Source organism: Microcoleus sp. T3_D1 (genome assembly GCF_036700405.1).
Classification (GTDB): domain Bacteria; phylum Cyanobacteriota; class Cyanobacteriia; order Cyanobacteriales; family Microcoleaceae; genus Microcoleus.
Map to the genome: position 1 here is coordinate 13,945 of NZ_JAUBOV010000076.1, position 7,848 is coordinate 21,792.

Sequence of the window (7,848 nt, forward strand, 5' to 3'; positions counted from 1 at the left end):
GCGAGACGCTCGCACTGTTTGTAAAATCAAACATTTTCCCAGAAAAAAGGATATTTTTGAGGTGTATCTGACAAGTTGGCTTTGACAGGATTTTGTTTGATATATTCCCACGTATTGATAAAATTTTGGCGGTTGCTAATAATTTCATCGTGTCGCCCATCTTGCCAAACTTTACCGATATGCTTCATTACTTTAGGAATTTCTTTAGAACTGAAACCTTTAATACTGTGAAGAAGACTACCAATTGACCAGTATTGCAAGTCAGATTTACGAAAAGGCTGAAGCAATAAATGTACATGATCTGGCATAATAACGGCAGCGAATAGTTGATATCTTTTGTTGTGAAAGTGCAAGGTAGAATCTAGAACAACTTGTCGAGCTTCGGGAGTTAATTCTAGTCTTTCCTAGGTAACGAATGTTATGAAATAGATATCTTTGGGTAGGGGTAATTGAAGGAATTGCTGTTTGAATGACATGGATTTGCCTCAAATTTATTAGGGTTTTGATAGAGTGCGAGCATCTTGCTCGCGAGGTAAAAATTGCGGTCGGAAAAATTCAGTGCGAGCATCTTGCTCGCGAGGTAAAAATTGCGGTCGGAAAAATTCAGTGCGAGCATCTTGCTCGCGAGGTAAAAATTGCGGTCGGAAAAATTCACGGTTGGCCGCGAGCGGGACGCTCGCACTGTTTCGAGAAGAGGGAAAATTCAAGGTGAGCCACGAGCGAGACGGTCGCACTGTTTACCAGTCTTGGCTGCGTAGCCGACGACCCGCTAAGGCCCGCACTTGCTCTTCTGCGTCGGAAACTGCAAGCGATCGCAACAACGGCACAACTCCCGGATTTTCGGGATAATGTTCGATAATCGCTTCGAGCGCTGTAAATCTGGGATTGTAAGGAAAAGAACCGTTTTGATTGTCAGGATCGCTCAAAGTTCGATCGCGCAAAAACTCAAACATTCCCGGCTCGTCTTTCCATCCCCGCATTAACTCTACCAGGGCGATCGCCCGCACCTGCGAATCTTCATCCTTTTGAGCTCTACTTTTGAGCCACTCGAAAGTTTGAGACTGATTTGTTCGCCCCCGGGCTAACTTTTGCAAAGCGATTTGCCTGACAGCGGGACTCTCATCGCCCTCTGCTTGAGCCTCCAGCAGCATCCAAGTTTCAGGATTGTCTGGCCAGTTGTAAGCGAGTTCAAGCACCGCCGCTTGCCGCACCAGCGCTTCCCCAGAATCGAGCTGAATTTTCAGCCAAGACAAGGTTTCCGGGTGGTCGGGCCACCCCCGCACGATCGATCGCACTAGCACGCTCAGCAGGTGAGAATCATGCTCCAACTCGACCCGGCTTTTGAGGAAAGGCAGCGTCTCGCCCCGGTGAGACCAGCGTTTTGCGATCTCTTCCACCGCAGTTTCTCGGACGTTGAGGTGTCTGTCTGACGCGGCGAGATTTTGCAACCAGCCAAAGACTTCGAGACTTCCTGACGCCACTGCGGCGACAGCCTCCACTACTACTTGCCGCACAGTCCAGTAATCCTCGGAATCAGCTATTTTTTGCAGCAGGGGCAGGGTTTCTGGGTGGTCGGGCCAACCTGCGGCTATCTGTTGTAGGGCTATTTCTCGCAGGTCGGCGTCGCGATCGCCCAATGCTATATTTTTCAAAAAAGTCAGAGTTTCGGGGTTCCCGGGCCAGCCAGAGGCAATTGCTTGCACTGCTGAGCGCCGGACGCTCGAACTCGCGTCGGACTCGGCTTGAGTTTTCAGCAGCGGGTAAATGTCTGGTTCGTCGGGCCAGTGCGAGGCCAATTCTTCTAAAGCTGCTGTCCGCACTTCTTTACTGCTGTCGGATTCGGCTAGGGTTTTCAGCAGCAGGCCAACGTCGGCTGCGGCGGGCCAGCCCGCTGCCAACTCCCGCACCGCTACGGTTCGCAGGATAGAACTTCCTGTCTGGGCCAGGTTTTTGAGCAGGGAGGCCGTGCCTAAAAGGCTGTGCCAACCTCTGGCTATTGCTTGCCACGCTGCGACTCGCACTCCCAAATTTTCGTCGGATTCGGCGGCGGTTCTCAGCAGCAGCAAGGTATCTGTGCGATCGGGCCAATTAGAGGCTAATTGTTCGAGTGCTGCGGTGCGAACTGCGGGACTTCGATCGAACTGAGCCAAGGCAGTCAGCAGCGGCAAGGTATCGCTCGTGTCTGGCCAACCAGAAGCCATTTCTCGCACACAGGTCGATCGCACTGCCCAGCTTGGATCTGATTTGGCGAGGTTTTTGAGCATCAGGTAAATTTCTGGCTGGTCTGGCCAACCACGGGCTATTGCTTCGACTGCTGTGGATCGGACTTCGCCACAGTCGGTGGAGTGAGCGAGTATTTTCAGCCAGGGCAGGGTTTGCGGGTCGTTTTTCCAAGTTTGGGCGATCGCCGCGATCGATCGATTGCGAATTTGATAAGTTTCCTGCAATTCTTGAGCGCTTTGATAAAGAATCAGGAAACCCGTACCGTATTGCGATAACTTTTTTAAAGCGTTTAACAGTTTTTTGGCGGTTTTTTTATTAACATCATTTTTAACTTTTAACAGGCATTGCGCTGCTAAAAACAAATTAATAAATTTTTCTTGTTGACCGTTCTGATCTGTGAGATATTCTATAATTTGGCTCGCTGTTTCTTTGTCGAGCTTAGCTGCAATTTCTCTGAGGACTTCGTGCAAAGATTCGTCCCGCCAGTGCTGGCCGAAAACTTGTATGTTGAGTTCGCCCCAAGTCAGTTGACCGATTTTGAGTTGGGCATGGATTAACTCTGCTACAGTCTGGGGATTATTTTCGGAAACAAGTTTTTTTAACAACATACCGATACCCTGCCCCTTAAGTTTGTTTGCATTGACCATCCTCGCATCAGCTCGGATATTAGTTGAGATTTTTTTGAGCGATGCTGGAGTATGGAACCAATCGACTCTATTTTATACGAAAAATACTGAGTCGGGAGGGCCCCAATGCAAAACCCGCCAGCACCCACAGGAATGTTAGGTGTTGGCGGATGGCGATCGAATAATTAAGCCGCTGAATCTAACTAACAGCTACTTGGACGCGATCGGCTACAACCCGAACCGCAAAAGTAGGAATCTTTACCGTTTCATCATCCAGACATTGCCCGGTAGTGAGACTAAAGTTTTGCTTGTAAATGGGAGAAGCAACTTTGAGAGTGCCGTTGCGATCGCCCACAATTCCCCGCGACAAAACAAAAGCTTTACTAAACGGGTCGTAATTGCTAAGCGCATAAACTTCATCTCCGTTTCCCACTCGGAAAATCGCCACTTGTTCGCCTTTAACTAAAGCGCAAACTCCAGTATAAGGGGCGATCGCATCCAGAGAACACACATCTACCCAAGTTGTTACTGTATCGGAAACTTGTAATGATTGAACCATCTTCTTTTCCTGTTAGTTTACTTCAATCTCGTTCCCAGTCTCCGGCTGGGAGCGTAGGTTTCGAGGCTCTGCCTCGCCTCGCCGAAGGAGGCTCTGGCTTACGGTTAGAGGAGGCAGAGCCTCCGGGACTTCATTCCCAGGCTCTGCCTGGGAACGAGATTAATTTACTTCAATCTAGTGTTCTTGTTCCCCCCTTATTAAGGGGGGCTAGGGGGGATCTCCGGGTTTCCTAGGCTCTGCTTGGAAACCCGATTATATGGGTTATTCCGAAACTCCAGCCAGAGCCTTTTCATGTTCGTTAGCCGGCCGCGTTTGTCCCCGTTCCGCAACACGAACAATACTCGGATCGGGCAAATCGGAATTCACAAAATGCTGGAATCGCTGCACCTTTTGTGGGTCTTCAATCGTCGTTTTCCACTCACATTGATAAGTATTCACTAAATGTTCCATCTGCGCTTCTAATTCAGCACAAATTCCCAGAGAATCCTCAATTATTACCTGTTTCAAGTATTCAATCCCGCCCTCAAGTTTGTTCAACCAAGTAGCAGTGCGTTCCAATCTGTCTGCCGTGCGGATGTAGAAAACCAAGAATCGATCGATATACTTAATCAGCGTTTCCTTATCGATATCCGTCGCCAGCAAAACCGCGTGTTGTGGCTTAATGCCGCCATTGCCACACACGTACAAATTCCAACCATTCTCTGTCGCAATTATCCCAAAATCCTTGCTTTGAGCTTCGGCGCATTCGCGAGTGCAACCAGAGACAGCAGATTTGAGCTTGTGGGGCGATCGCAAACCACGATACCGCAATTCAACTTCGATCGCCAAACTCGTAGAATCCTGCACCCCAAAGCGGCACCAAGTGCTACCCACACAAGATTTGACAGTACGCAGAGCCTTACCGTAAGCGTGTCCCGACTCAAATCCCGCATCAATCAACCGACGCCAAATATGCGGCAATTGATCCACACGAGCTCCAAACAAATCAATCCGTTGCCCGCCAGTAATCTTAGTATAAAGCCCAAAATCCCTGGCAACTTCCCCCAAAACAATCAACTTATCGGGAGTGATTTCTCCCCCCGGTATTCGCGGCACCACCGAATAAGTACCGTCGCGCTGAATGTTGGCCAAAAAGTAATCGTTCGTATCTTGCAAACCAACGTGAGACTTCTCTAAAATATGGTCATTCCAAGTAGAAGCCAACATCGAACCAACAGCAGGCTTGCAAATTTCGCAGCCCTTACCTTTGCCGTGTCTTTCAATCAACTCCTCAAAGGTTTTAATCTCTTGAGAGCGCACTAAATGGTACAATTCTTGACGAGAATATTCAAAATGTTCGCAAAGATTATTTTTGACTGCAAACCCAGCTTTCTTCATCTCCGACTTGAAGATATCTGTCACTAAAGGCACGCAGCCACCGCAACCCGTCCCCGCTTGAGTGCATTTCTTGACGCTGGCAACATCGGTTAAATTATGCTCGCGAATCGCTGCACAAATCTGCCCTTTGGTAACATTATTGCAAGAACAAATTTGAGCAGAATCCGGCAAACTGTCTACTCCGAAACCAGCCGGTGCTCCCCCTTCTCGCGGTGGCATCAACAAATCTTCGGGATGCGGCGGCAGAGCAATTTCATTTTGCATGAATTGCAGCAAAGTGCCGTAAGCCGAAGCATCTCCTACGAGAATTCCGCCTAAAATTCGGCTGCCGTCTTGATTTAAAACTAATTTTTTGTAAATGCCTTGGAAGGTGTCAGCAACAACAATTTCTTTAGCATCGCCCGACTTGGGAAAAGGCTCTCCAAAACTAGCAACATCCACCCCCAATAATTTGAGTTTAGTGGACATATCCGCACCTGTAAAAGTGCTTGTGGGACGGGCATCTTGTCCGTCATCCGCTACACTGCTCAAAATATCTGCTGCTACACTTGCCATTGTATACCCAGGCGCAACTAAGCCGTAGATGCGATTTTGATAAAGGGCGCATTCTCCGATCGCATAAATGTCAGGATCGGAGGTTTGGCAGCTATCATTAATCAAAATGCCACCGCGTTCTCCTACTTCTATACCGCAACTTCTAGCAATTTCGTCGCGGGGGCGAATGCCAGCAGAAAACACAATCATATCTGTTGCCAATTCCGAACCGTCAGCAAACAGCATTTTAGTAACTTTGCCATCTTCGCTAACAATTTCGGTGGTAGATTTGCTGGTATGAACAGAAACCCCCAACTCTTCTATTTTGCTGCGGAGAATTGCCCCGCCAATTTCGTCAACTTGCACGGGCATCAGCCGCGAGGCAAACTCAACAACGTGAGTTTTTAGACCCATATTTTGCAGAGCATTAGCACACTCTAGACCTAACAAACCGCCGCCAATCACTACACCTGTTTTGCAATTTTTAGCGTAATCTGACATCGCTTCCAGGTCGTCAATTGTTCGGTAAACAAAAGTTCCTGTAGCGTCTTTGCCTTTAATTGATGGCACAAATGGATAGGAACCGGTCGCGAGAACAATTTTGTCGTAGGGAACTTCTAAACCGTTGGCTGAAGAGACTATTTTGTGTTCCCGGTTAATGGCGACTGCTTTGTCGCCAATGTGAATCTGGATGCCGTTTTGTTGATAAAATCCCGGTGCAACTAAAGATAAATCTCCCGCTGTTTTGCCAGAGAAAAATCCGCTGAGGTTTACGCGATCGTAAGCAACGCGCGGTTCTTCACAAAAAGTAATTAAATTCCAGTGTTTGGCAGCATCCGAGCTCACCATTAACTCCAGGAACTTGTGACCTACCATGCCATTGCCGATTACAATGAGGTTTTTTTTGGCTGTCATTAGAATCTCTTTTATCCCGTTTATCAGTCGTTGGGTTAATTAATATAAGACTTTATTATAAACTTTTGTACTTATATATACAAAAAATGGAGATTTATGCAATTGTCGAATACTTCCGATTGCATTTTTGCATGATGTGTGCGATCGACTTAAGTAGGTGCGTCAGTCGATTTTAGATTTTAGATTTTAGATTTTAGATTTTAGATTTATATCATGTCAGGTCGATTACCCGAAATCAGGTAGGGGCGGGTAAACCTGCCAATATCTGCCAATAATTGACAATCTCAAAAACCCGCCCGGCCGGGATATTATGGTCAATCGATCAGACATGATATTACTCGACCGTTAAGTAGGGTGCGTCACGTCTTTTTGACAAAACGATTAACATTTTTACTGTGACGCAGCTTACAGTTTTCTAATTTTTAATTATTATTTAAGCTCCCATGCCCGAATACTGCTTCAAGCCCTGCCGCCAAAGCCAGCGATTCCACACAAAAAACACCGCACTCCAACCCAACATTACCAACAAACCGCGGCCTAGATCTACGGGCAATCCGATCAAGATTGAAGCGGGAAAATGAATCAAATAAGGAAAAGGCGTCCACAAAACTACTTCGCGCACGGGTGCGGGAAACACTTCTAGCGGCGCGACAAGTCCCGATAAAAATAGGTAAATTAGAAACCAGAATTGCTCGATCGCACTTGCCCTTTCCAGCCAAAAAGCAAACAGCGCAAAGGTATACTGTATCAAGAACCGCAAGCAAAAAGCCAAGACGATAACCAACAAAAACAGCAAAAACCTGCCCAAACTCGGCAGCCAAAAAGACTGCGGGTAAAGTGCAAAAAACAGCAGCGCTAATCCGCATACAAACGGCAGCCTCGCAAACCTTTCGGAAACGTGAGATGCGAAGTGGTGCCATACAGGATCGAGAGGCTGCAACAATCTATTAGATAGCCTGCCTTGCACTACTTCCTTTTCAAACTCCCAAATCACCCAAACTACATTTGTTTGCCGGACAATGAAAGCCGCTAAAAAATAACGGGCAAAGTCGATCGCATTCAGCCCAAATTGACCAGTTTCGGCCGCCTGCATCCAGACGCCCATCAAGATAAACGGCAAAGCTCCCGACAGCGCCCACAAAAACAATTCCGCCCGGTATTCGAGCATATAAGCGTAGTAGGTAACTAGCAAAGTTTTAGCAATTCTCACAATTCTGTTCATATCAATTGTAGATTGAATTTTTCGGTGTTAGCAACGGGCAAGATGCCCGTTCCACACCACATTGAAACTTGAGTGGAACAGGCATCTTGCCTGTTCAATTTTTTGGTGTTAGCAACGGGCAAGATGCCCGTTCCACACAACATTGAAACTTGAGTGGAACAGGCATCTTGCCTGTTCAATTTTTCGGTGTTAGCAACGGGCAAGATGCCCGTTCCACAAAAACACTAAATCTCTAGTGGAACAGGCATCTTGCCTGTTCAATTTTTCGGTGTTAGAAACGGGCAAGATGCCCGTTCCACACCACATTGAAACTTTAGTGGAACAGGCATCTTGCCTGTTCAATTTTTTGGTGTTAGCAACGGGCAAGATGCCCGTTCCACACAACATTGAAA

5 protein-coding genes and 1 pseudogene are annotated in these 7,848 nt (G+C 47.2%); all 6 read right to left on the bottom strand.

Annotation, left to right across the window (positions count from 1 at the left end):
- Positions 1 to 26 precede the first annotated feature (26 nt).
- A pseudogene (locus tag QT992_RS26355) lies at positions 27 to 377 on the bottom strand (transposase); the annotation flags it as partial.
- A 360-nt stretch (positions 378 to 737) separates the two neighbouring features.
- Positions 738 to 2,831 carry a HEAT repeat domain-containing protein gene (locus QT992_RS26360; protein WP_333316994.1) on the bottom strand — a complete coding sequence of 698 codons (2,094 nt, stop codon included), beginning with the start codon at positions 2,829 to 2,831 and terminating at the stop codon, positions 738 to 740.
- 217 nt (positions 2,832 to 3,048) lie between these two features.
- Positions 3,049 to 3,408 carry a nitrite reductase small subunit NirD gene (gene nirD, locus QT992_RS26365; RefSeq protein ID WP_333057424.1) on the bottom strand — a complete coding sequence of 120 codons (360 nt, stop codon included), beginning with the start codon at positions 3,406 to 3,408 and terminating at the stop codon, positions 3,049 to 3,051.
- A gap of 261 nt (positions 3,409 to 3,669) precedes the next feature.
- Positions 3,670 to 6,234, bottom strand: a complete 2,565-nt coding sequence (gene nirB / locus QT992_RS26370) for a nitrite reductase large subunit NirB (protein ID WP_333378106.1) — start codon at positions 6,232 to 6,234, stop codon at positions 3,670 to 3,672.
- Positions 6,235 to 6,667: 433 nt separating this feature from the next.
- Positions 6,668 to 7,456 (bottom strand): ABC-2 family transporter protein, encoded by a 789-nt coding sequence (locus QT992_RS26375; RefSeq protein ID WP_333317000.1) that lies wholly within the window; start codon positions 7,454 to 7,456, stop codon positions 6,668 to 6,670.
- A complete protein-coding gene (locus tag QT992_RS26380; protein WP_333378109.1) occupies positions 7,453 to 7,659 on the bottom strand; it encodes a hypothetical protein in 207 nt (68 codons plus the stop codon). The genes QT992_RS26375 and QT992_RS26380 overlap by 4 nt, the downstream gene beginning before the upstream one ends.
- Positions 7,660 to 7,848 lie beyond the last annotated feature (189 nt).